The organism is Citrobacter sp. Cb031 (assembly GCF_030336725.1).
GTDB lineage: Bacteria > Pseudomonadota > Gammaproteobacteria > Enterobacterales > Enterobacteriaceae > Citrobacter > Citrobacter braakii.
Map to the genome: position 1 here is coordinate 1,029,617 of NZ_JAOWDA010000034.1, position 22,944 is coordinate 1,052,560.

Annotated in this window: 20 protein-coding genes and 1 pseudogene; 5 read left to right on the top strand and 16 right to left on the bottom strand. The window is 49.4% G+C overall.

The features are described 5' to 3' along the window. Nucleotides 1-7: 7 nt before the first annotated feature. A complete protein-coding gene (locus OGV93_RS21600) occupies nt 8-8,590 on the bottom strand; it encodes a GH36-type glycosyl hydrolase domain-containing protein (RefSeq protein ID WP_287110125.1) in 8,583 nt (2,860 codons plus the stop codon). Between the two features lie 156 nt (nt 8,591-8,746). Then, entirely contained in the window at nt 8,747-8,911 is a 165-nt protein-coding gene (locus OGV93_RS21605; protein WP_175299807.1) for a YnfU family zinc-binding protein, read from the bottom strand. A gap of 318 nt (nt 8,912-9,229) precedes the next feature. On the opposite strand from OGV93_RS21605, the gene OGV93_RS23880 reads away from it, so the two are divergent. Further along, nucleotides 9,230-9,346, top strand: coding sequence for a YnaM/YnfT family protein (locus OGV93_RS23880; protein WP_350185928.1), 117 nt, complete (start codon nt 9,230-9,232; stop codon nt 9,344-9,346). Nucleotides 9,347-9,607: 261 nt separating this feature from the next. Here the strand turns inward: OGV93_RS23880 and OGV93_RS21610 are convergent, their stop codons facing one another. From OGV93_RS21610 to OGV93_RS21630, 5 genes are all read right to left on the bottom strand, one after another. After that, entirely contained in the window at nt 9,608-9,781 is a 174-nt protein-coding gene (locus OGV93_RS21610; RefSeq protein WP_016152691.1) for a GnsA/GnsB family addiction module toxin, read from the bottom strand. 206 nt (nt 9,782-9,987) lie between these two features. Beyond that, entirely contained in the window at nt 9,988-10,218 is a 231-nt protein-coding gene (locus OGV93_RS21615) for a hypothetical protein (RefSeq protein WP_019076503.1), read from the bottom strand. Between the two features lie 73 nt (nt 10,219-10,291). Beyond that, entirely contained in the window at nt 10,292-10,480 is a 189-nt protein-coding gene (gene ymcF / locus OGV93_RS21620; RefSeq protein ID WP_100250067.1) for a cold shock small protein YmcF, read from the bottom strand. A 10-nt stretch (nt 10,481-10,490) separates the two neighbouring features. Next, nucleotides 10,491-10,703 carry a cold shock protein CspG gene (gene cspG, locus OGV93_RS21625; RefSeq protein ID WP_016152690.1) on the bottom strand — a complete coding sequence of 71 codons (213 nt, stop codon included), beginning with the start codon at nt 10,701-10,703 and terminating at the stop codon, nt 10,491-10,493. 283 nt (nt 10,704-10,986) lie between these two features. Next, a complete protein-coding gene (locus OGV93_RS21630) occupies nt 10,987-11,217 on the bottom strand; it encodes a DUF2514 family protein (RefSeq protein ID WP_146086843.1) in 231 nt (76 codons plus the stop codon). Nucleotides 11,218-12,043: 826 nt separating this feature from the next. On the opposite strand from OGV93_RS21630, the gene OGV93_RS21635 reads away from it, so the two are divergent. Then, nucleotides 12,044-13,129 carry an FUSC family protein gene (locus tag OGV93_RS21635; protein ID WP_047359316.1) on the top strand — a complete coding sequence of 362 codons (1,086 nt, stop codon included), beginning with the start codon at nt 12,044-12,046 and terminating at the stop codon, nt 13,127-13,129. Nucleotides 13,130-13,332: 203 nt separating this feature from the next. On the opposite strand, the gene OGV93_RS21640 is transcribed toward OGV93_RS21635, so the two are convergent. From OGV93_RS21640 to cspE, 3 genes are all read right to left on the bottom strand, one after another. Further along, a complete protein-coding gene (locus tag OGV93_RS21640) occupies nt 13,333-13,503 on the bottom strand; it encodes a hypothetical protein (protein ID WP_223307937.1) in 171 nt (56 codons plus the stop codon). 342 nt (nt 13,504-13,845) lie between these two features. Continuing rightward, nucleotides 13,846-14,034, bottom strand: a complete 189-nt coding sequence (gene ymcF, locus OGV93_RS21645; RefSeq protein ID WP_071600303.1) for a cold shock small protein YmcF — start codon at nt 14,032-14,034, stop codon at nt 13,846-13,848. A 428-nt stretch (nt 14,035-14,462) separates the two neighbouring features. Continuing rightward, complete coding sequence (cspE, locus tag OGV93_RS21650; protein WP_005127641.1) at nt 14,463-14,675, bottom strand: transcription antiterminator/RNA stability regulator CspE; 213 nt, start codon at nt 14,673-14,675, stop codon at nt 14,463-14,465. Between the two features lie 552 nt (nt 14,676-15,227). On the opposite strand from cspE, the gene OGV93_RS21655 reads away from it, so the two are divergent. After that, a complete protein-coding gene (locus tag OGV93_RS21655; RefSeq protein WP_016152687.1) occupies nt 15,228-15,440 on the top strand; it encodes a KTSC domain-containing protein in 213 nt (70 codons plus the stop codon). A gap of 139 nt (nt 15,441-15,579) precedes the next feature. On the opposite strand, the pseudogene OGV93_RS21660 reads toward OGV93_RS21655, so the two are convergent. Further along, a pseudogene (locus OGV93_RS21660) lies at nt 15,580-15,687 on the bottom strand (antitermination protein Q); the annotation flags it as partial. 238 nt (nt 15,688-15,925) lie between these two features. On the opposite strand from OGV93_RS21660, the gene potC reads away from it, so the two are divergent. Together potC and potD are read left to right on the top strand one after the other, a co-directional pair. Further along, nucleotides 15,926-16,705: a spermidine/putrescine ABC transporter permease PotC gene (gene potC / locus OGV93_RS21665; protein ID WP_003030794.1), complete on the top strand. Its 780-nt coding sequence runs from the start codon at nt 15,926-15,928 to the stop codon at nt 16,703-16,705. Between the two features lie 27 nt (nt 16,706-16,732). After that, nucleotides 16,733-17,779 (top strand): spermidine/putrescine ABC transporter substrate-binding protein PotD, encoded by a 1,047-nt coding sequence (gene potD, locus OGV93_RS21670; RefSeq protein WP_029139492.1) that lies wholly within the window; start codon nt 16,733-16,735, stop codon nt 17,777-17,779. A 51-nt stretch (nt 17,780-17,830) separates the two neighbouring features. Here the strand turns inward: potD and cobB are convergent, their stop codons facing one another. The 5 genes from cobB to lolC all read right to left on the bottom strand — a co-directional run bounded on the left by cobB (nt 17,831) and on the right by lolC (nt 22,858). Further along, nucleotides 17,831-18,652, bottom strand: a complete 822-nt coding sequence (cobB, locus tag OGV93_RS21675; RefSeq protein ID WP_016152685.1) for a Sir2 family NAD+-dependent deacetylase — start codon at nt 18,650-18,652, stop codon at nt 17,831-17,833. Nucleotides 18,653-18,667: 15 nt separating this feature from the next. Then, entirely contained in the window at nt 18,668-19,579 is a 912-nt protein-coding gene (gene nagK / locus OGV93_RS21680) for an N-acetylglucosamine kinase (protein ID WP_016152684.1), read from the bottom strand. A 141-nt stretch (nt 19,580-19,720) separates the two neighbouring features. Further along, nucleotides 19,721-20,965: a lipoprotein-releasing ABC transporter permease subunit LolE gene (gene lolE, locus OGV93_RS21685; protein WP_016152683.1), complete on the bottom strand. Its 1,245-nt coding sequence runs from the start codon at nt 20,963-20,965 to the stop codon at nt 19,721-19,723. Beyond that, nucleotides 20,965-21,666 carry a lipoprotein-releasing ABC transporter ATP-binding protein LolD gene (gene lolD / locus OGV93_RS21690; protein ID WP_003832278.1) on the bottom strand — a complete coding sequence of 234 codons (702 nt, stop codon included), beginning with the start codon at nt 21,664-21,666 and terminating at the stop codon, nt 20,965-20,967. Before lolD ends, lolE begins: the two co-directional genes overlap by 1 nt. Beyond that, nucleotides 21,659-22,858, bottom strand: a complete 1,200-nt coding sequence (lolC, locus tag OGV93_RS21695; protein ID WP_003030806.1) for a lipoprotein-releasing ABC transporter permease subunit LolC — start codon at nt 22,856-22,858, stop codon at nt 21,659-21,661. Before lolC ends, lolD begins: the two co-directional genes overlap by 8 nt. Nucleotides 22,859-22,944: the final 86 nt, after the last annotated feature.

Sequence of the window (22,944 nt, forward strand, 5' to 3'; positions counted from 1 at the left end):
CTCAGTGTCAGTTCTGAATAATCTCAACCGTATGGTTTTGTCCATCATCCCGCAGCGGTATTCTGTCATCAGGGAGGAGAACACCATCCAGTGTAACGCGATATTCTCCATCGCCGCGTGAGACACTAATCTGATAATGGCTTTCGCCATATTGATAAGTCATAGAAAAAGACGGCCACCCATCCGGCAACCGGGCATGAACCGTAAGGTCAGCACCGGAACGTTTTATCCCCAGTAATTCCTCGGTAAGTAAACGCCAGGCCCAGCCTGATGAACCGGTATACCAGCTCCATCCGGCACGTCCGATATGGGGAGCTACGCTGTAGACATCAGCGCTCATGACATAAGGCTCGGCTTTATAAATCCCGACTGAGTTCGCATTCAGAGTATGATTTATCGGGCTGAGCATGGACCAGAGTTGCCAGGCACGTTCGGCATTCCCCATTCGGGCAAATGCCATCACAGCCCAGATAGCGCCATGTGTATACTGCCCTCCGTTTTCCCGCACACCAGGCAGGTAGCCCTGTATGTAACCCGGATTTGGACCGTGCCCATCGAAAGGCGGCGTTAATAGTTTTATCAGTCCCCCCTCGCTATCCACAAGGTGTTTGTCCAGCGCCTGCATGGCCTTTGCGCACCGTCCCGGGCTAGCGGCCCCGGACAATACTGACCAGCTCTGGGCAATCGCATCAATCCGGCAGTCCTGTGAGGCTTTCGACCCCAGGGGAGTACCATCGTCAAAATATCCACGCCGGTACCATTCCCCATCCCAGGCGTGGGCTTCGAGATTACTTTGCAAGCGCACAGCCTGTGAACGGCACATTGAGGCGACACTTTCATCCAGCCTGCGATCAGCCAGCGCCGCAAACCGCTGCAAAATGTCGAACAGAAAGAAGCCCAGCCAGACGCTTTCACCCTTGCCGTCGATCCCCACCCGGTTCATGCCGTCATTCCAGTCACCCGCCCCCATCAGCGGCAGACCATGCTCCCCGAACTGTTGTCCATACTTAATGGCTTTGACGCAGTGTAACCAGAGAGTCTCTTCGGTACCGCTGATCACCGGCGTATCATAGGCAGACTCTTCACCAGGCTGAAGCGGACGTCCCTCCAGATAAGGAATACGTGTTTCCAGTACATCCATATCCCCCGTCGTTTCAACATAGTGGCAAACGGCAAGCGGAAGCCACAGATAGTCATCGGAACAGCGCGTGCGCACCCCGTTGCCGTGTGGCGGGTGCCACCAGTGCTGTACATCACCCTCAATAAATTGCCGTGATGCACACAGGATTATCTGTTCTCTCATCCGGTTCGGATCAGCATGACTCAGCGCCAGCGTATCCTGCAGTTGATCGCGAAAACCAAATGCGCCGCCGGACTGGTAGTAACCGCTGCGAGCCATCAGGCGACAGGCTACCGTCTGGTACAATAACCAGCCATTCACCAGTAAATTTACCGATGTGTCGGGGGTGTTAACCACGATTTTATCGAGCACATTGTGCCAGTGGTTGTGAACCCGGTTCAGCTCCTCGCGGACCGTCTCCTCATTCAGATAACGGGCAAGCGTCTCCTGAGCTCGAATATGATTCTCCTCTGCGCCGAGGATAAAAATAAACGTCCTCTGATCCCCATCAATTAAGGTAACCGCCGATTGTACTGCCCCGCAGGGATCCAGACCGGCGCCCGTTTTACCTGAAAGCCTGCGTAGCTTCATGACCGACGGGGCGTGCAGAGAACCATTACGACCGATAAACTCCCGGCGGTCCCCGGTCAACGAACAGTCATTACCGCTGACGGCAAAAAAGGCAGTACGACCGCTACCGTTATCACCATAAAAATTGTTCGCCAGCACTCCGCAGCCGCCAGGCGGTCTGGCCGCATGAGTCACAATGTGAGGGGCTGAGCGAGTTCGTGTTCCTCCGAGCGTCCACTCCACATAGCCGGTGACGGAAAGTTTGCGTGTCCGACCCGAAGAGTTACTGAGCGTCAGGAGCGCCAATTTAACCGGCGCCTCTTCGGCAACCAGAACCGTCAGCTCGCTGTCTATACCACTCTCTCGATGGGCAAACACGCTGTAACCAAAACCATGGCGGGTCAGGTAATCACCATGTCCGCGAACAGGTAAAGCCGTCGGTGACCAACACTCACCACTCTCTTCATCGCGCAGATAAAACGCCTCGCCGCTGCGATCGCTCACCGGATCGTTCTCCCACGGTGTCAACCGGTATTCATGTGCATTCTCGTACCAGGAGTAGGCCTGTCCCGCCTCTGAAATCACAGTGCCAAAACGGGCATTTGCCAGTACGTTTGACCAGGGAGCCGGTGTCTGCGCATCTTCGCGCAGGACAATCTGATATTCCCGACCATCCTGAGAAAATCCACCGTACCCATTGAAATGGCATAACTGACTGATATCGGGGCTCCAGTCCGTATGTTGATTACGCTCGCGCACAGCTCGTGGAATGAGTGCTCTGGCCTGAGGTTTAAGGGTGTGAGTACGCTGATTAAGCTGCTCATTGATACTGCCTGTGCGGTCATCAAGATAAAGACAGGCCACGCTCATCAAAAGCAACTTATCCTCAGCAGAGAGATGCTCGCCATTACGAACAAAAATACCGCCCGTTTTGTCCAGCAGACTGGCTTCAGACCCGGCATAAATTAAGTCCATAATCTGATTTTGTAAGCCCTGCTGGTAGCCGCCGGGACTGTTATTCAGGATAACCAAATCAACATCCAGCCCTTTCTGTCTCCAGTAACGGTGCGCCTGAATCAGTGTGGTCACTGAGGCAATACTTTCCTCGCTGGTAATACTGAGAAGCACTATCGGCAGATCGCCTGAAATTGCCCAGCCCCACAGACCGGACTGACCACGCCGGTTGCGGCTGATCGCCTGGCCTTCGGCGCGCAGCTCCTGGACAGGGTAAAGCACCGCGCTGGCAAGACGATTAAACAAAGTGGCATCATCTTCACTGGCGTTCATCTGGCGTAACACCACCAGACTGTGAGACCAGGCCAGTTCAAAGACGCGATCAGCGATAGGGTAATCGCGGTATTTTTCCAGCAACGCCAGGCTCTGCTGGCGGGTCTCGCTGATGCCATAAATGATATCAATCGTGACCGGCTGCCCCGGCTGCAGAGTGATGGTGTGGCGTATTGCCAGGATCGGATCCAGCACTGACCCCGACGTGTTGCTGAGCGCCCCGCCTGCCTTTATTGCCTGGGCATCCGCAGGGTTTCTGCCACGACCAAGAAATTTTGCCCTGTCTGTTTCAAACGAAACGTTATGACGGTTATCGCCATGCACCACCATCATGTGAAACAGGCAGGGACTCGCTTCACCCGGAGAACGCGGGCGCCGGTGGCAAAGAATAGCGTCACGCTCAGGATCCAGTTCCGTCTGAATAAACAGATTGCTAAATGCCGGGTGTGCCAGATCGCTGGCTTCAGGCGCCAGTACTACTTCGGCATAGGTTGTCAGTTCCAGAGAGCGGGGCTGGCGACCACGATGAATCAGTGTGAGCCGTCGCAACTCAATATCATCCTCCGGGGAGATCACAACCTGAGTTTTGACGCTGAGCCCATCGAAAGAGCGTCTGAATTCAGCACTCGCATCGGTGAATATCACTTCCTCGTCATGCCCGCTGGTGTGGGCTGTCGGTTGCCATGTATTGCTCGACACATTCCCCGTCTGTATATCGCGGATATAGCAAAATGCTCCCCAGTTATCGCGGGTGGTATCACTGCGCCAGCGCGTAAGCGCAATATTATTCCAGCGACTATAGCCGCCGCCGCCCGTGGTCAACATCAGATGATAATGGTTGTTGGACAGCAGTTGAATATCCGGGGCCGGCGTGTCCACGCCATAGAAAATACGGGGTTCATAGCGAACGGGTTTGACCCTGCCCTCATGAGATTCAAAATGACGGCGCGGACTGTACAGATCAACTGCATCCGGCACGCGTTCCTGTAACAGCAGGCTCGCTGAGCGGAAGACCGTACTGGACATGAAGCGTTCAGTCATCGGGGCGTCAAGTAGCACATGAGCCAGCGCCTGAAACGCCATGCCCTGGTGATGCGTCATCCAGGACTGAACCACCGCATAGAGCTGACCGGTTGCGAGGCGTGAGGGAGTATAGTCCAGCGCTTCATAAAAACCGTATTCACCATGTGCGCCATTTTTTTGCAGCCTGAACAGGTTCTCACAGGCTTTCTGTGGGGAGACCATCAACGCCAGCAGTGTGGCGTAAGGGGCGACTACCATGTCATCGGCAAGCCCCCTGCGCAGGCCGAGACCCGGCACACCAAATGCCTGATATTGATAATTATGCTGAACATCAAAAGCATGATAACCAGACTCTGAAACGCCCCACGGTACTCCGCGTTCTTTCCCCCAATGAATCTGGCGCATTACCGCCGACTGACTCATTTCATCGAGCAGGCTGCCTGGCCAGGTGGGCATTACCAGATTCGGCATCAGGTATTCAAACATTGACCCGCTCCATGACATCAGGGCGGTTTCATTGTCAATGGTGGTGAACAGTCGCCCAAGCGCGTACCAGCTTTTAAGAGGCAGTTGATTAGTGGCAATGGCAAGAAAGCTGGTCAGGCGGATTTCAGACGGCAGAAGATCGTAGTGGCTCTTGTCAGGCATATTCGTGTCACAGTTATAGCCAACACTGAGCAGACTGGTTGCTTCGCTGTACAGAAAGGCGAAATCCATCCGGGCATGCTCATCCAGCCGTTGTTCAAGTTCAGTGATAATATTGAGTCGCATCCGGGCCTGCTCCGTCGCTGACGCCGGGGGGGTTCCTACACCAGTAAATGTTGCGCGGGCAAGCTCGCACAAAGTCGGCAGCGTCTGTTCGTTCCAGGATGCAGGTAACCAGCCAAGCAGTAGCGACCACTCATGGCAAAGCTGAACCAGTTGATGCTCCAGATGTCCTGCCCAACGCATCTGAAGAGGAGATCCCTGATGGCATAACGTGTTCAGGTGATTGCACTGGGTGCGCATATTTTTCAGCTCGCTGAAAAATGTCTGCGGAGAGAGCGACACCGCGCTCAGGCAGTGTTTTCGCAGCAACCGCAAGCTGTCAGGCGGGTTCTGACCCCACTGTTTTTCCAGAATATCCAGCGTATCGTTCAGCCCTGCCAGTATCTGTTGGCGGTTTAAAACTGGCTGATGACGCATGGCTGACAGCCCTGCACGCAGTGTCAACAAATGCCCTGCCATGTTGCCGCTGTCAACGCTTGAGATATAGCGTGGGCTGAGGGGGGCCAGCGTACGAGTGTCATACCAGTTGTAGAGATGGCCTCGGTAGTGCTCCATTTTATCCATTGTGTCGAGCGTGAGCGACACGCGCCGGAGCACTTCCCCGCCGGGCAGGTAGCCAAAGTCCCATGCCGTCAGGTTAGCCATGAGGGAAAGGCCAATATTGGTAGGAGAAGTTCGATGGGCCACCGTCGGCTGCGGTATTTCCTGGTAATTATCAGGCGGAAGCCAGTTCTCTTTTTCTGTGGCAAAGGTTTCAAAAAACGCCCAGATTTCACGGCTTGTCTGGCGCAACAGCTGTTTTTGTTCCGGATTGGGCGAAAACACCTTACGCGCAGGCTGACGACTCAGCCAGCTCATCAGCAGCGGTGCCACACACCATAACAAACCGATCGGCAACGCAATCCCCAGCAGTTGCGGAGCAAATTGTCCGGTCAGTATTATCAGCATCACACCACATGCAACATTCAGCCACATCGCCTGATAAAAACGCGCGACAGTGGGTCCGGCCTGATTGCTGTCCTGGCTGTGGCTGACCCACTGGCTGAGGTGACGCCTACTGATCCCCAATCGCCATAACGTCACGGCGATCGCTTTTAGCGAATATCCGGCTTCATGCGGCAGTATCGCAAAATTAAGGCCGATACCTGACAAACGCTTCAGCGCGCCCGCCCCTACCAGTAACAGATGCGGCTTCAGGCGGCGACGCAGAGGTTTATGCAGCAGGTCATGGGTGATGCAGAGGATGGTTGGCAACAGCCATATCAGCGACAGTACGCCCAGCCAGTAAACCGGATTAGGTACCCCAAGCAGGGTGAAGAACAGCAATACCAGTAATGAGGGGGCGACCAGACTGCGACGCAGATTATCGAGTAATTTCCAGTAAGAAAGCGCGGTCAGCGGATTCCTGGTCCGGGTTCCATCGGCTCTTCTGACACGTGGTTTCAGCCAGTTAAGCAGTTGCCAGTCACCCCGGATCCAGCGTGAACGGCGTGCAACATCCGACAGATAATTATTCGGGTACTGTTCATAGAGTAACACCTCACTGAGCAGACCCGAACGTGCATAGCATCCTTCGAGTAGATCATGGCTGAGAACCAGGTTTTCCGGGCAGGTGTTGGCCGTGGCCTGCATAAAAATGTCAACATCGTAAATCCCTTTGCCCACGAACGATCCTTCCCCAAAAAGATCCTGATAGATATCCGAAGACATCATCGAATAGGGATTATTGCCCGGTATGCTGCTGCGCATGGCGGCGTAACGTCCCTGACCGTTGCGTGGTATCTCCTCCGCAAGGCCGGGTTGTAAAATGCCAAATCCTTTGATAACCCTCTGGCGTACCGGATCATACTCTGGCGTATTCAGCGGATGCGCCATCGTCGCGACCAGTTTGTGCGCCGTATCGCGCGGCAGCACCGTATCACTGTCCAGGGTAATGACGTATTTAATTTGGCCCGGTAAAAGGTTAGCAGGCATGTCTGCAACGCTGACGAATTGTGTCCCCGGATGGCGCAACCAGCTGTTCAGTAACGCCAGTTTTCCCCGCTTGCGTTCATAGCCCATCCACGTTCCTTCCGCGGGGTTCCATTCAGGCTGGCGGTGTAGCAGGTAAAAACGTGGGCGGCTGGAGGGATAGCGGCGATTCAGCGCCTGCGTATCGGCGATCGCCTGTCTGAGCAGCATCTGGCTTTCCGGCGAGGGTTCATTTGCAGAATCAGCGAAATCAGTGAGCAGCGCAAACCTGAGATTTTCGTTTTCATTCCCCAGCCAGCAGACTTCAAGACTGGTGAGGAGTTGGCTGAAACTTGCGTGGCTGGTCAGCATGCAGGGGATGACTAACAGGGTGGCGCTGTCAGGGGGAATGCCGGTTGAGAAATCCATCCGCGGCAAGGGGCGAGGAACGCGAAAACGGGTGGTGGCGTCACTGAGTAAATCGCTCATCAACTGAGTTACAGCGATAATCAGAGGGAATATCACCGCGATTAACAGCCAGTCTGCGCCCTGCATGGCTGTTTCGTGCAAAATTGCCGCGGTCATTGCGGTTGTCAACAACGCCAGGCTTCCAAGCCATGACAGCAGGGTTATTCTGTTGAAACTGTGCCGCAAGCGCATGAGCCTTGAGGTGTCTGCTAACAGATGAATTTCCAGCGCCTGCCGACCTTCGCCTGCGAGATAATAACCAACATGATGTTCCAGTGTATCCGGAGCACTGTTTCCTGAAAGCGTCAGCACCCTGTCAGCAACTTCAGGCTCGCTGAGACCACTGTCTCTGGCCAGGACCTCAACAACGTGCCGGTAATGATCCCGGGTATTGAAGTGCATCCGAGGATAGATACCGGCAGGATCATTGCGTAATGCCTGTTCGACGACACTTATCGTTTCGGCGAAATCAGCCCAATCCGTTTCACTCAGTAATCGCAGACCCGCGATACTGTTACTGACAGATAGCTGGCTGGCGGCAAGCTGTTGATTGAAATTATGTATGAGAACGTCGGTGGTGATCCCCTGTTCCCGAAGGCACTGATCAACCCAGGTCAGAGGTAACGACAGCGCATTGCCATGCCCCTGCAGGCGCCGCACCAGCTCTGCGACAAACGCACTGGTTAACGTAGGTCGGGAGCGTGCCATATCGGCAACCACCATGATTAAATCGCCAGGGGCATTCTCTGCACATCCGAAAATCTTTGTTATCCACATATCAGCCAGCGTTCTGTCCTGCTGCGCTTTGATCACTTCGATACTGATACGACGAAGATTTTCAATCAGCGCCAGGCGCAGCATTCCCGGTAACGCCCAGACTTCACCTAATGTCAGCGGGGTCACCTGTTGATAGGCGGTGAGATAGCTGGTCAGGCTGGCAGCATCCCAGCGCCCGTCACCGTGAGCAATGGCCTCTGATGCAATATTGTAAATTCGTGGGCAATTCAGCGGCGACATCAGCGACGGGAGACCTTTACCAAAGCTTTTCGGCAAGTGCTGGCGGACAGTGCGGATTTGTTCCTCAATCAGATAATAATTGTCCAGCAACCACTCCCCGGCAGGCATGATGCTGGTCTTTTTACCCGCGTTAAGCTCATAACAGCTTTGGGTAATGATGGCCTCATTCTCGCCGAGTCTTTTTAGAAGATAATAAGGATGTTTATCCGGCGATAATTTATGGGTCCGTGCGAGCTTCTGACCGTAGCGTTCCATCTGGGCGGTCGAAAAGAGTTCTGACTGCAGAGTGCTTTCACCGGCAGGATCGTTCGCCGAAAACGTTACGCTTTCGGTAGCATTCATCGGAATATGGGAGCGGTTAAACCACGCCCTGGGGTTCATTTTCATAGCATTGCTCTGATGCAGAGTTAGCATGCAGGAGCAGTTGCGAAATCAGTTCAGAAACGTTCTCTCAGGATGGGCGTAAGGCATCAGGGATTTAACAGCTGCCGGGATTTGACTTAAGTATAGAACACCGGGTTTAGGTGCAACTAAGTGTCAGGGTTATCGTGGTGAAACAAACAGTGTTTTACAGCCAGGGCACAGCATTGTCTGCTTAAGGCGAATTTTAGAAATAGATTGGGATGAACGTAAGCCGCAGGCCGGGCAGATGACAGTAGTCGTCGATACGCCACCGAGGTACTTCATTGCGTAATCGATGAGAGACATGATGATTACCCTTTCGATGAATGAGATTCACTGTACCACGTTTGGATAAAATTTAACCATTTAATTTATCTTCCTATTTTTTATCCAAAAGGGGGATATCACAGGGTAGATGACGACGTTTGCCAAGATAGATATTTGCAGCCACAGGGGCCGTTGAGACCGTTGATCCGCCACTCTTGGATACGGCTCCCTGCAGCCCGCTCTGGTATACAATCACCCGCTTCGATATTTTTTCCGGAAAATATTATGATATTTACCTTGAACTTTTCCTTTATGCCTTAGTCTAATAATCAAATCCATCTGAAATGAAGAAAATTTATGATTACCAGCCTTTCATTGGTATTTACCGTCATTACCGCTCTGTGCATTATGTTGTTTGCTGCGGTAAAAGTAGGAGTTGGGTTATCTAACAATCCCGACCGAAATGATAATTAACCCATTCGCAGGCTACTACGTCATCCCACTCCCCTCAATGTGATACACACTGACCACGAAATTTCCGACAAGTGCATTCCCTGCCCTGAGCCAGCAGTAGCCCGATAGCGCGGGCTGGCATCGGACAGGCCCCATTAAAAAGTCAGGACTTGTCTCTATGATTAAAAATGAAGGTTTTGACAACATCCAAATTTTTTGACAGCAATAAAAAAGCATTACCTTTTAAGATAATGCTTTTCATTCAAGCTGGGTTTTTAACGATTAGATCAATGTAATTTTAATATCATAGCTTTCAAGCCCAGTCATTTTTTCACGAGCAGTAAACTGGATGTCGGAAACTTCTTTTCCTGTCTTTTTTTTGAGTTCAACAATTTTTTTTGTAATGAATTCAGAAATATCCGCTTCAGTTTTTGTTTTTAACTCTTCGACGTTCATTATTTACCTCTCTTGATCTCTAACGTATCAACGCCAAGTATGTAACATTCCCCGTGGAGCACTTATAACAGCGCTGACATGTTTAAAAGATAGAATGGAAAGACTCAATAATCAAGAGGTTGCAGTCCAATCTTCATACAAGAAAAGCGCAAAAAATCTGCAAACCACTGGACTACTATCTCGGTCGGTAAAGAAACAATCAGATGTCACTTCAAAAGCTTCGATGCTGCCTCGAGAATCTCTTCGGAACTGACATCGCGATCAGAGGCAACATAAACTATTTTATGGTCTCCTGTCAGAGATGGAAATCCTGCTGACATCACGGACAGGTGTGCTTTTTCCCCATTGGGAAACTCACGCATTATCGAAGTAATTCCCTTCATTACGGATACAACAACTGCCGGTTCTGAGTTAAAAAAAACGATTACTTTTTTCATAATGATACCGTGATGGTTCGTACAAAGATGAACGGTTTAGCATACAAAAAAGGCTCCATAAGGAACCTGAACTTTATTTTCTAAAATCTAACGAAGTCTGACCAGAACGAATGTATAGCGCAACATTGTCAAATGTAATCATTATCGATTTGCAAAAAATACATTTTGCTCCGAAAGGATTTTTTTCAGTAACATCAAAGCTCGACGTTCTGTACTGAGATCCGTGGCAACACGGGCATCTGAAGTGAATATGATGTGTAATAACAGTTACCTTATACAACCACGACATTAACTGCTGAGGGGCCTTTAGGTCCCTGTTCAACACTAAACTCAACTTCCTGATTCTCATTCAGCGTCTTGAAATCATTACTCTGGATAGCAGAAAAGTGTACAAACACATCTTTACTGCCATCTTTAGGGGTGATAAACCCAAAACCTTTTTCAGGATTGAACCATTTAACTAAGCCAGTCATTTTATTAGACATAATTATTACCTTTCTTGAGTAAGCCCTTGGGCAGAATGGTCCGAAAAAATCATCAGAGAGAAAAGCCAGCAAGGAAGTCTCAACAGGAACAAGAAATAAAATTATTACAGCACTTGCTTTAGATAAATTCGTTACAAACCAAGAATTCATTAACGCATGATTAACCAAACATAGCAAGATTTAGTTTTATAGGGAAATCGCACATGATTCTTATCACAAAAATGAATTTAAATAGCTTAAATCGAAAATTATGTCATGCTGCTTAAGACCTTTATCTATCACCCTAAGTTTTCAGGGATTTTGACTCACGGAAGAGTCGTATTTCCTCCATCTCAGCATAATATTTAGCGTCTACCACGAAATTTCCGAGCATGTCAGAGAGGATTACAACGTCAGCTCCAGCTGTTTTGCTTTTGGCAGGAACGGCAAGATTTCCAGTGTGCTTTGCGGCATTCAGGCGGCGGGCAAGCTTTGTTGCATCGGTGTGCAGCTGGCAAAGAGTGACAGACAGGATAGAAAAAGCCGCATATGGCTGTCTGGGTTATATTTATCAGTAGATTGATCGTGTCTTAATGCCCGGCTGACACTAAGCTCACCATAACAATGCAAGAATCTTATTGTTGGTGCAAACGCACCGTCATAGAGCACCACTGAAACAATATGAAACAATCAAACAATCAATACCCATGCTTTTTTGTTTGTTGTTGACATTTAAATCTGCCATTAATTAGGAACCGAATCTGTGGAGGATATTTATGCTCAAACTTTTCCATTACCATTCTCAATACTGGATATTTCTCGCACTTGCACTTTCTGTTTACGTAGTTGCTTTTCGATAACACATGAATAGGTTGTGTACTGCTTCCATCTAATGTAACCAGAACTTATATCTCATGAGCTTTGGTCCGGGCCTTAGCTCATCAAAGTGTATATGTTATAAATATAATGATACCGTTGCTGATATAAAGCCGTGCACAGAAACCATCTGACCTGTTTTGCTTAGCCTTATAACAACCTGAAAAAGAAAACGTTTTAAACATGCTAACCAGTATTTTGGAAGTCCACAACTTTTTAATATCTGTCAAAGTCAACATGTTGAATTTAAGTCATGGGCCACTCAATATGTGTAGAACCGCTTACCACCATAATGGCAAATCCAACGATAATGTGGGTATTAAAAATTACGTCTTCTTTCTCTACTGCATTAGCAATTGATTAACAATAACCTATGTCAGGCATCGCCCTCCTTTTTTATAAGTTAAAAAAGTAAGACGAGATTATTTTTTCAGTGTATATCTGAACATTCTTTATAATTCTGTCTATGTTAAAGATTTTAACCAATGAAAAACAATATTTTTTCCATTGAACGGAATAAACCGATAAGTCCTTTAGAACTTAAGATCTACCGCAACTATCGTGTAGTTCATGGGATCCGTATTGCTTTAGCATTTGTTATAACTTTCTTACTGATAAGAATGTTGAATTTACCAGACCACTCCTGGCCCCTGATTACACTGGTTGTGGTCATGGGACCAATTAGTTACATGGGCAATGTGATACCCAGGGCACTTGAACGTATGGCGGGAACTGTAGGGGGTGCGATTTTGGGGATCATCGCATTACACATTGAAATGTACTCTCTCACTATGATGATGCTGTGGTGTGGATGCGCAGCTTTCCTTTGTGGTTTTCTGGCCATGAGTAAACGTCCCTATGCCGCATTATTGATTGGTATCACGCTAGCGGTTGTCAGCAGCGCTCCTGCAGGAGACTTACAAACAGCATTGTGGCGAAGCACCAACATTATTATAGGATGCATTCTGGCGATGTTGTTTACCAGCATTTTTCCCCAAAGAGCATTCATTAACTGGCGTATACAACTTGCTGACTTTCTTTCTGATTATCTAAAAATAACAACTGCGGGAGTCTCCCGAAACGTTCTTGCGCCCCCGAGAATGGCCAAACTTCAAACGCGAGCGCTGAATAATGTAGTAAAAATGCGCAGCCTTATTACACCAGTAAATAAAGAAACAAAGATTGCGAAGAGTCTACTTGAAGATATTCAATCGATAACCCGCGATATGATAGCAGCGCAAAAATTTCAGATAAATGCCCACTGGGCATCTCGTGGCAGTCGATTTCTCATATTGAATACTCACACGCTGTCAGATATGGAACAAATGACCCGTAGCACCCTCAACACCCTCGCACATGCCTTGCATGAAGGAAACCCAACGCCGATAGCATCAAATAGCGAGCATCTTCTCGAAATTACTAAAGAGTTGCATTGTCTTTTACTCGCCAATGAGGGCGAGGAAATCATTGAAAGCGCCGTTCACGGATATGTCTGGTTGAGCATTCAACTTGCTATCCAACTTGAAGCACTATCAACCCTAATCACAAAAGCGCTTACAGAAAATAATTAATTTCAATGTCAATCGACAAATATGTAATCATTATTGCCTCACACCGTCCAGATATCACAACCTATCTTTTAGTAATGAAAAAGGCCCATTCTATTGTGTGGGCCAGAAAAGAAGAGTTTTGCACTACCAGGCTGGATGCCTCTCAGTAGGTCTTTGATTGAGAAACCATAATCCGTGAGCACCGTAGGTGATTTATAACTCGTTTACAGAACAGATTTTTTCCTGATAAATATCAATATTTCTCTTATCTCATCGGCCTTTTGACCGTGCAAGGCATGACTTTTCCGTTCGATCAAATCAATGATATTCCCTGTCGTAACCCTTTTTCCATTTTCAAGTAGCTGGATAACTGTTTCACCAATTTCCTGGGCCATAATATGGTTTTGTATGATTCTCAATGCGTTGCCCTTTATATGGTTATTAGTAATACCGTTACACATCAGACATGATGTTAATAGCAAAACAAAAAATACAATTCTTTGCCCAGCTTACTTGTATGTTGCACGGATAACCCTGAAATGACAAAACCCCGTTAGAACGAGGTTTTTATTCATGGTGTAACCATAGAGGATCAAACCCTCGTCTCCTGCAAGTTCAAAAGTCGCCCGCTCAATTCGATGAGATAGTAGCAGACTGACGGCCCTTGTTGGACTTAAACCAGTGCCTGGCAATGATAATGAATCTTGCCGCCTTAACTGGAAGGTCAGAGCCAAATGTTACTTTCGCAACACCTGTTCATTTGATTTACTGGAAGTATATGGCGCATAGTTATCAGGTGTGATCATTGAGGATTTACAAAAAATACACTTTGCACCAAAGGGATTTTTCTCAGTCACATCAAAATGGGAAGTTCTGTACTGTGACCCATGACAACAAGGGCACTTAAAATAAATATGGTCGGTCATGATGTTAGCCTTTATTTGCTACAACACTCACTACCGCAGTGATATCCAAAAGATCTATTTAACTAATAGTTTCTCTTGGTTTTCAGTATCAGGTTACAACTCACTATTAAAAGCAATAAAAAATAAATATTTCTTATCAGTTCACATGAGGAATCTAAAATAATATAATTTTCTTTATATTATAGCACCAGCGATTTTTGGGATGTTGTTAGCTTTTACGAATGCACTTAAGCGTGCAAGAAAAACAACAGAGGTAAAACAACAAATGACATTCATAAAATAATCATTTCAACTGTTCCACCCAATGATTAGACTCAGACATCTGTTCAGCTTTATGTCGACAGATGTTGAGTTTCTGAAAAACTAATATATCTACTCAGGCATTCACCGTCTTCGCTATCGTATATTAGTTTACATCAGGAAAAATATCAGGCAGCTACAACGTTTTCAGCTGACGGCCCTTTTGCACCAGCAGTAATGCTGAACTCAACTTTTTGGCCTTCATTCAGCGTTTTAAAGCCACCACTCTGAATAGCAGAGAAGTGTACAAACACATCTTTACTACCATTGTCAGGGGTAATAAAACCAAAACCTTTAGACTCGTTAAACCATTTTACTAAACCAGTCATTTTATTAGACACAGGTAATTCCTTAAATTCTATGTAGCCTTACGGCGAAAAGGGCTTCGCACACAATCTAATTAGTAACGATAAGAAGGCTCAAAAGAAAGGATTATCTGTGGATAATGCTTGAGATGAGAACTGCTTTACTAAACCGCTTTAATGGGTCTGTGTACCTAACCAACCCCTCATTAATCACACACCCCACAAACAATAGCAAGTTATTTTTTCATTTAATTTTTCGCAAAATCTTAGAAATGGAAACTGAGACAGCATAATCAATGAGTTCTGTTCACTAGCAATAACATACAGCCGGTCGTCCCTAGGATAACGAAAAATAAAATAGAATATATTTATCAGTCACTTAAAGGAAATCCCGTTTCAATCCGTAAAAATCCAGCAACGAATTTTCGTGCTATTTTTCGCAGTTCAGGAAATTAAAGCAACAAAGAAAATCATTTCATCCAACCAGTAAATTCTGAAACAGCCATAACATTTACAAAACTATGCTCCTTTTGTTTCATATCAGTGTATTATCAGAGAAGGAAAATTAAAAAATTTGAAGGAGAAAAAATGCAACGACAGGCAATGATTTCATCAAAAATAAAATTTATTGGTTACTACCCATTAGAAAAGATACTGGAGATTGGGTTCGTAAATTCTTCAACTTTCCAGTATGTGGGTGTTCCTGAAAGCATCTATAACTCTTTTCTCACAGTGCAATCTAAAGGCCGTTTCTTTGACGGTGTCATTAAAGGTAAATTCTTGTGTCGTAAAACAGGGTGATTCAAGAAATTTACGCTGTAGATAGCGTAAAACGCCGTTCTGGTGTTTTCTGTTTTTTGTTACCACCGGGCCAGGAAATTGATATCCAAAAAACCACTATTCCCGTCAATTTCGTTACCCTTCGTTAAGCATGCTCCCTGCAGCGTTCACAGGTTTCAAACACTGGGACGCCATGCTCTTTCGTGGCTTTGCAGTCAAGTACCTCCCCTTTACCACCACAGCGGTAGCTTGCGCTAATTGTTCCCTGAACCGATTTCTATACCGCCACTCGCAGTCAGCAATGAGTAAAGCTGGTCATTTAAATGGCCTTTTTTTCCCGATCATCCTAAAAATTGTTGTAAAATTCGCGGCCTTAGTGATAGCTGCTTCTTTTTGGCTATCTGTTTTGGCGGGAAGTTTTGGAGAGATTTTGGAGAAGAGAAAAAGTTGATTATTTTCAATACTCTGAAAACATCGCGCCTTCTGAACAAGAAGGTGAAACGCGAATGATCGGTCGGCTGCTCAGAGGCGGTTTTATGACCGCCATCTACGCGTATCTGTATATTCCAATCATTATTTTGATTGTGAACTCCTTTAACAGCTCGCGCTTTGGCATCAACTGGCAGGGTTTTACCACCAAATGGTACGGCCTGCTGATGAACAACGACAGCCTGCTACAGGCAGCGCAACACTCGCTGACGATGGCGGTGCTATCCGCCACGTTTGCCACGCTGATCGGCTCACTCACAGCGGTTGCACTGTACCGCTACCGTTTTCGCGGTAAACCGTTTGTCAGCGGCATGCTGTTCGTGGTGATGATGTCGCCGGATATCGTAATGGCGATTTCTTTGCTGGTGCTGTTTATGCTGATCGGCATTCAACTGGGTTTCTGGTCACTGCTGTTCTCGCATATCACTTTTTGTCTACCTTTTGTGGTGGTGACGGTTTACTCACGTCTGAAAGGTTTTGATGTACGAATGCTTGAAGCCGCCAAAGATCTTGGCGCCAGTGAAGTGACTATTCTGCGCAAGATTATACTGCCTCTGGCAATGCCTGCAGTGGCTGCCGGCTGGTTGCTGAGCTTTACGTTGTCGATGGATGATGTCGTCGTGTCGTCCTTCGTCACCGGGCCTGGTTATGAAATTTTGCCGTTAAAAATCTACTCAATGGTAAAAGTCGGCGTATCACCAGAGGTGAACGCGCTGGCGACCATTTTGTTGGTTCTGTCGCTGGTTATGGTGATTGCCAGCCAGCTTATTGCACGTGATAAAACCAAGGGCCGCTAAGGCCCTTAATTCAGGGGACGTTAAATGATGAAAAAATGGTCACGCCACCTGCTCGCGGCGGGTGCTCTGGCACTGGGCATGAGCGCCGCTCACGCTAATGACAACAACACGCTCTATTTCTATAACTGGACCGAGTATGTCCCGCCTGGACTGCTGGAGCAGTTCACCAAAGAGACCGGCATTAAGGTTATCTATTCGACCTACGAGTCGAACGAAACCATGTACGCCAAGCTCAAAACCTATAAAGACGGCGCATACGATCTGGTGGTTCCGTCCACCTATTACGTCGATAAAATGCGCAAAGAAGGCATGATCCAGAAGATCGACAAGTCGACGTTGACCAACTTCCACAACCTCGATCCGGAAATGCTCAACAAGCCATTCGACCCCAACAATGACTACTCTATCCCGTATATCTGGGGTGCGACGGCCATTGGCATCAATAGCGATGCCATCGACCCGAAAACAGTAACCAGCTGGGCCGATCTGTGGAAACCGGAGTACAAAGGTAGCCTGCTGTTAACGGATGATGCGCGAGAAGTGTTCCAGATGGCGCTGCGCAAGCTGGGATACTCCGGCAATACCACCGATCCTAAAGAGATTGAAGCCGCCTATAACGAATTGAAGAAGCTGATGCCTAACGTCGCGGCATTTAACTCTGACAACCCGGCCAACCCGTATATGGAAGGCGAAGTCAATCTGGGGATGGTGTGGAACGGCTCCGCGTATGTTGCGCGTCAGGCAGGTACACCGCTGGAAGTGGTATGGCCGAAAGAAGGTGGGATTTTCTGGATGGACAGCCTGTCTATTCCAGCAAACGCAAAAAATAAAGAAGGTGCGCTGAAGCTGATTAACTTCCTGCTGCGCCCGGACGTGGCGAAAGAAGTTGCGGAAACCATCGGTTATCCGACGCCAAACCTGGCAGCACGTAAGCTGTTAAGCCCTGAAGTCGCGAACGATAAAACCCTCTACCCTGATGCAGAAACCATCAACAAAGGGGAATGGCAGAACGATGTCGGTTCCGCCAGCGCTATCTATGAAGAGTATTATCAGAAGCTGAAAGCAGGACGTTAATTCAGCGTTGTAAGGAATGCCCGATGGCGCTGCGCGTATCGGGCAAAAAAATCACAGTCCTTTCAATAATTTCTCAACAAACTCAGGCACCACCTGGCTTGCCGGACCGTAATACTTCTCTTCAAACTCGCTTCCTACCTGGCTCGGTTCGAGATTTAGCTCTACCGTATGCGCCCCATGTAGTCGAGCTTCATGCACAAACCCCGCTGCCGGGTATACATGGCCCGATGTACCAATCGCAATGAACACATCGGCCATTGCCAGTGCCATATAAATTTCATCCATGCCCAGCGGCATTTCACCAAACCACACCACGTGCGGGCGCAGCGGCGCCGGAAACTGGCAACAATGGCATTTATCTTCCGCAGTCACATCGCCAGTCCACTCCAGAATCTGCCCGCTTTGCGAACAGCGAACCTTGAGCAGTTCGCCGTGCATATGGATTACGTTCTGGCTGCCCGCACGTTCATGCAGGTTATCAATGTTCTGCGTCACCAGTAAAAAACGGTCACCCAGCTCGGCTTCGAGTTTTGCCAGCGCGATATGCGCCGCGTTAGGCTGGATTTCTGATTGTTGCAACTGATGACGACGGGCGTTATAAAACGACTGGACCAGCTGCGGATTACGACTAAATCCTTCCGGAGTCGCAACGTCCTCTACCCGATGTTCTTCCCAGAGACCATCCGCCGCGCGAAAGGTTCGAATTCCTGACTCAGCGGAGATTCCCGCTCCCGTCAGTACCAACACTCTTGGTTTTTCCATCAATTCAGGCACCACTCTGTCTCTGAAAAAGATTCGTTGACGCAGGCGATCGCGCATATGGCGTTTATTTTTACGAAAGCGGCTTAACCGATGACCCCGGCGCGACAGCATAACAACCTCTTTGTATTAATCGGTAAGATGTAGGAAAGCGGCTCCGCGCATCCCGCCCGCATCACCGTGTCGCGCCTGCTCAATACGCGGCACCCGGGCAACCGGCAGCAGATGACGTGGCAGTCGGTCCGCCAGTTGCGTCGTAATAGCGGTAAAATTCGACAAGCCTCCGCCAATCACCACCAAATCAGGATCGACGATAGTCAGGATATTCCCAAGGCACACCGCCAGCAAATCCAGATAGCGTTCAACATGGGCACGTGCTTGTTCATCACCCTGCTCCCACAGCGCGATAATTTCACGGGCATCCAGCGATTGATGGTAGTAATGCTGATACAACCACGCAAATCCACCGCCGGAAAGATAGCTTTCGATGCATCCCAGTTGACCGCACCCGCAGCGGCGCAATGGGAAATCAAAGCCCATCAACGTCAGCGCATCGACTGGCAAACGGATATGACCAAACTCGCCGGTGATATAGCTGCGCCCGGTGATGGATTTCCCGTTAAGCACCAGACCGCCGCCAACACCGGTGCCGAGGATCAACCCCATCACGAGTGGATATTGGGTGAACTCGTCATCCCAGGCTTCGGAGAGGGCAAAACAGTTAGCATCGTTATCCAGACGCACATCGCGGTCAAGGCGAGCGCTGAGATCGGCGCGGAGTGGCTTACCACTGGCAGCAGGAACGTTGGCCGCATACAGCGTGCCGTCTTCCGTCTCCGGCATGCCAGGAATGCCGATGCCGACCGAACCTTTAACGCCGAACCGCTGGTCCGCTTCCGTCACCAGATTGCAGACCGCATCAAGGAAAGCGTCATAGCTGTCGCGAGGCGTAGGGACGCGTGTTTCCCATTGCAAACGACGTTGCTTATCAAATACGCCCAGCGCAATTTTGGTCCCGCCGATGTCAAATCCGTAATACATCACCGCTCCTTGATACACGTCATCCTTCAAGATGCCTTGGGGTTGGCTGCGCCCTCACCCTCCAGTAACATCGTTATCTATGCTCATGGAGATTTCGGTTTGCCGCCTTACCGCCGCATGAATGCTTTCGTGTATATATTGTTATTGGCCGCTAAGTACTCTCGCAGGATCAATATTGCTGGCGCGACGCGCCGGATACCAACTTGCCAAAAGACTCAGCACGAGTGCTGTCACCAGCACGTAAATCACATCCAGCCAGTGTAATTCCGATGGCAGGAAGTCAATGAAATAGATATCGCCGGACAGGAACTGATGGCCGATAAGCGCCTCAATCCCGTTAATGATCGGCGTCAGTTGCAGCGAGACAACCACCCCAATGACGACGCCTATCAGGCTACCGAACAGCCCCGCCAGCAGGCCGTACCAGACAAAAATGGCACGGATAAGGCCATCTTTAGCCCCAAGGGTTCTTAATACCGCAATATCGCCGCTTTTGTCTTTTACCGCCATCACTAACGTGGAAACGATATTAAAACAGGCCACGCCAATCACCAGCACCATCGCCAGATACATAATGGCGCGGATCATCTGGATATCGCGATACATATAACCATAAGTACCGATCCAGCTCTTAATGTACACATAGTTATTGGTGACTTCACCCGCGTCTCGCACCAGCTTATTGGCGTTAAACACGTCGTTCACTTTCAGCGCGATCCCGGAAACGCTGGATCCCATATCCAGGTATTGCTGCGCATCTTCCATTGGGATCATGGCAAAGCTGTGATCGAGCTGACCGCTCAGTTGCAGGATCCCCGTGACGTGCAAACGCACGCGTTTAGGCTGCTGTAACTTATGATCCGCACTGGCGTTAGGGATCATAATCGATACCCAGTCGCCCTGCTTCACCTTCAGCGCATCGGCAATTCCCTTACCAATAATGATTTGTTGCTCACCCGCTTTGAAATTATCCCATGCGTGGTTTTGCACAAACGAGGGTAGCGCGCTTAAACGCTGCTCCTGCTGCGGATCAACGCCCTTCACCTGCACTGCGCGTAGGTTCGCCCCACTCTCCACCAACCCGGTAAAGTTAATATAAGGCGCCGCAGCAGCAATGCCTGGTACCTTCTGTACCTTGTCGAGCGCTTCCTGCCAGTTGTTCCACGGCTGATTCACGGCTTCAATCTCACCGTGCGGCACCACGGCCAGAATACGGTTGTTAAGCTCACGCTCAAATCCGTTCATGGCGCTTAAGCCGACGATCAACACCGCGACGCCCAACGCAATGCCAACGGTGGAAATCACGGAAATCAGCGAGACCATGCCGCCGCGCCGCCGACCACGGCTAAAACGCAGACCAATCAATAACGATAAAGGCGAAGCCATTACTCAGCTCCCATCAGGCTCAGTTCAGCCGTCAGGCGACCATCGCGCATTTCAAGCTGGCGGCTCATGCGCTTCGCCAGTTGCAGATCGTGTGTCACCACCAAAAATGCCGTGCCCTGAGAGCGGTTCAGCTCACCCAGAAGCTCGAAAATGCTGTCCGCGTTACGCGCATCAAGGTTACCCGTTGGCTCATCCGCCAGTACCAGGCGCGGGTTATTCACCAGCGCACGAGCGATGGCCACGCGCTGGCGTTCACCGCCTGACAGTTCAGACGGACGATGGCTGGCACGATGGTCCAGCCCTACTGCTTTCAGCATATCCCGTGCGCGCTCGGTGATTTCAGCCGGTTTTTTCTTGCCGATCAGCAACGGCATCGCCACGTTTTCCAGCGCGGTAAAGTCCGGCAGCAGATGGTGGAACTGATAAATGAAGCCCAGCTTCTGATTACGCAGTTCCGCTTTCGCCGCCGACGAGAGTTTGCTCATCGGCTGACCGCTAAAAATGACATCGCCGGAAGTTGGCGTATCCAGCCCGCCTAACAGATGCAGCAACGTACTCTTACCGGAACCGGAGCTGCCGACAATCGCCATCATCTCACCTTCACCGACGCAAAAACTGACATCGTGCAGTACATCGGTCTGCACTGTGCCTTCCTGATAGCGTTTGCACAGGTTGTCGCATTGCAACAGGATCTTATTCATAACGTAAAGCCTCAGCGGGTTGAGTGGCGGCAGCGCGCCAGGAAGGATAAAGCGTAGACAGCAGCGCGATGGCCATCGCCACCAGCGCAATGACGATAACCTGCAGCGGTTCAATGGCGACCGGCAGCGCAGCCCCATCCAGAAGCACACCGATAATTGGCATCAGGTTGTTCAGTTGACTGGCGAGTAATGCGCCCAGCACCGCGCCCAGCAGCGCGCCGATAATCCCGGCACTGGCCCCCTGAACCATAAACACCATCATTATCTGCCGCGGCGTCAGCCCCTGCGTTTGTAGAATCGCCACTTCCCCTTGCTTCTCCATTACCATCAGACCCAGCGAGGTAATAATATTAAATGCCGCCACCGCCACGATCAGGCTAAGCAGCAGCCCCATCATGTTTTTCTCCATACGCACGGCCTGGAACAATTCCCCTTTGCGCTCGCGCCAGTCCTGCCATTTGGTGCCTTGCGGCAGCGTTTGCTGGCTCAGCGTATCAACCTTTAACGGTTCGTTCAGCCACAGACGCCAGCCGGTAATATTGCCCACCGGGTAACGCATCAAACGTGACGCATCCTGGATGTTGGTCAGCATCTGGTAGCCGTCGACTTCGCTGTTGGCGGCGAAGGTGCCAATTACCGTAAACAGACGCTGGCTCGGCAGACGCCCCATCGGGGTAAACTGGCTGGCTGAGGGCACCATCACGCGAATTTGATCGCCACGATTAACACCCAGTTGCCCGGCAAGCTGCTCTCCGAGGATGACATTATACTTACCCGGCTGCAGATCTGTTTGCTTCACATTGACCAGATATGGCGTTAATGGATCTTTTTGCGCCGGGTCAATACCCAGCATCACGCCGACTGCCACGCTACGCGCACTTTGCAGTACCACATCCCCCGTGGTTATCGGTGCGACGCGGTTGACGCCGTTCAACACCACCGCTTTTTCCGGCAGCTGTTGCGGGTTTAGGGAACCCTGTTCAGACGAGAGGACGGCCTGAGGCATCAGGCCAAGAATATTGTTTTGCAGCTCGCGCTCGAAACCGTTCATCACCGACAACACCGTAACCAGCGCCATTACCCCGAGAGTAATGCCAATGGTGGAGAGCCAGGAAACGAAGCGACCGAAGCGATCTGCTGCACGCCCACGCATATAACGCAGGCCGATGAATAGAGCGACAGGTTGGTACATGAAATCCGTCTGGTTGCTGTTAGCAAAGTCACGAGTATATAAGCGAAAGCGGAATGGGTAAATGACTGAACCGTAAGTGTTCGTCA